Annotated in this window: 2 protein-coding genes and 1 pseudogene; all 3 read left to right on the top strand. The window is 29.7% G+C overall.

All coding sequences use genetic code 11. The annotated features are described in order from the left end of the window. Window positions 1-814 (top strand): annotated as a pseudogene (locus SOR77_RS08005) (DNA primase); the annotation flags it as partial. An 11-nt stretch (window positions 815-825) separates the two neighbouring features. After that, window positions 826-1,938 (top strand): RNA polymerase sigma factor RpoD, encoded by a 1,113-nt coding sequence (rpoD, locus tag SOR77_RS08010; RefSeq protein ID WP_320636595.1) that lies wholly within the window; start codon window positions 826-828, stop codon window positions 1,936-1,938. Next, a partial coding sequence (locus tag SOR77_RS08015) for a class I SAM-dependent methyltransferase (protein ID WP_320636596.1) occupies window positions 1,935-2,327 on the top strand: 393 nt, incomplete at its 3' end. The genes rpoD and SOR77_RS08015, both read left to right, overlap by 4 nt.

Below are 2,327 nucleotides of genomic sequence, written 5' to 3' on the forward strand. Positions count from 1 at the left end.
AAGATTGACAGAAGGTATGGACCCTGACGATTTTGTAAAAAAATATGGCAAGTTAGACTTTGAATTGGAAGTTTCTAAGGCGATAAGTTATTTAGATTACAAAATTTCAAAGGTGAAATCTAGATGGAATCTTGAATCTTCAGAGGGTGTTGTAGGATTTACAACTGAGGTTTCTGAAATATTAACTAGACTTAAAAATCCGATAGAAAGAGATGTTTATATTGATAAAATATCAAAACAGTTTGGGATTAAATCTGAGTCTATAATATCTTATATCCAGTTGAAGAATAGAGATTTTAAAAGCAAATTAAAAAAAGAACAATTTATTAAAAAAAAGAATCTAGAAAAAAAAGAGCAAAACTCGTTAAGTGTTAAAAAATCACGTGAACAAATTGAGAAGCAACTTATTGCGCTTATGTTACATGATATAAATTTGTTTAATTTAATTGACTCTAGTATAGAATCATATGAATTTAGTGGAATAAAAGAACGAGATGCTTTTGAAATAATAAGAAATCTTTATATTGATACAGATTTAGAAAATATAGAGAAGCAAATTTTAGATAATTGCTTAATAAGCAGAGATTATTTATCTGAACTAATGAGTGTGAATATAGATTTAAAAAACTCCATAGATATTATAAAAGAATTAATAAAGACAATTAGACATTATAATTTAGAAGACAGAAGAGATAAATTATTAGAAAAGATTAAATCTTTAGATGATCAAAATAGAGAATTTGATATGCAAGAATTAAATAGTTTGATAGATGAATTAAAAGAGATAAATCTTAAACTAAATCTTCCTAGCTAGGGGGCTAAAAAATGACAGAAAAACTTAATGGTATAAATAAACCTCATTCAAAAGAGAGTATTGTTGGTGGGTTGAGAAATATAGGAAAGGCTAAGGGTAATTTAACTTATGAAGAGATAGTTTCAGCTCTTGAAGAAATACCTTTAGAAAGTGAAGAAATAGATAAAATATATCAAGATTTTGAAAGTGAAGGTATAGAACTTTTAGATGATGAAAAAATAGATTTGGAAATTTCCAATCAACCAGATGAAGATGAGGATATAAAGAAAGAAGATTTATCAGTTCCTAAGGGAGTTAGTGTAGATGATCCTGTTAGAATGTATCTTAAAGAAATAGGAAAGATACCTTTGCTTACCGGTGAAGAAGAAGTGCTAATAGCTAAACGTATGGAAACGGGGGAAGATTTAGCTAAAAAAGAACTTGCAGAAGCTAATTTGAGATTGGTAGTTTCGATTGCTAAAAGATATGTAGGTAGAGGTATGAGTTTCTTAGATTTAATTCAAGAAGGAAACCTTGGACTTATGAAAGCAGTTGAAAAATTTGACTACACAAAAGGCTTTAAATTTTCGACATATGCAACTTGGTGGATAAGACAAGCGATAACTCGTGCTATAGCTGACCAAGCTAGAACTATAAGAATACCGGTCCACATGGTAGAAACTATAAACAAGTTGGTAAGAGTTCAAAGACAATTAGTTCAAGAACTTGGTAGAGATCCATCACCTGAGGAAATTGCTGAAGAAATGAGTTTAGATGTTGAAAAAGTAAGGGAAATTCAAAAGATTGCTCAAGAACCCGTTTCATTGGAAACGCCAATAGGTGAAGAAGAAGATTCGCATTTAGGAGATTTTATACCTGATGAAGAAATCTTATCTCCTTCTGATGCCGCAACATTTACTCTTTTAAAAGAACAGTTGGAAACTGTTTTAGAGACTCTCACAGAAAGAGAAAAGAAAGTTTTAACTTTAAGATTTGGCTTAGAAGATGGAAGAGCAAGAACTTTGGAAGAAGTTGGGAAAGAATTTGATGTAACTAGAGAGAGAATAAGACAAATAGAGGCGAAGGCGCTTAGAAAGTTACGTCATCCAAGTAGAAGTAAAAAATTAAAGGACTTTTTGGAATGAGATTATCTGATAGATTAAAAACAATTACAATGATGGTTTCAAAAAATTCAAAAATAGCTGATATAGGCACGGATCATGGTCAAGTGCCTATTTTTCTATCTGAAAATAAAATATCTGATTATATAGTTTGCTCAGATATAAGTGAACCATCATTATTAAAGAGTAAGGAAATAGTAAAAAATTTTACTAACATATATCCAAGACTAGGGGATGGATTAAATGTCTTATTTGAAAACGAAGTGGATGAAATAATAATAGCAGGAATGGGGGGGTATTTAATTGTAAAGATTTTAGAAGAAAATTTGAATATAGTGAAAAATTTAAAGTCTATTATATTACAACCTATGCAGGCATCTGAATATTTGAGAGAGTATTTATATAGTAAGTAT

Source organism: Peptoniphilus sp., from assembly GCF_034090345.1.
In the GTDB taxonomy this organism is placed as follows: domain Bacteria; phylum Bacillota; class Clostridia; order Tissierellales; family Peptoniphilaceae; genus Peptoniphilus.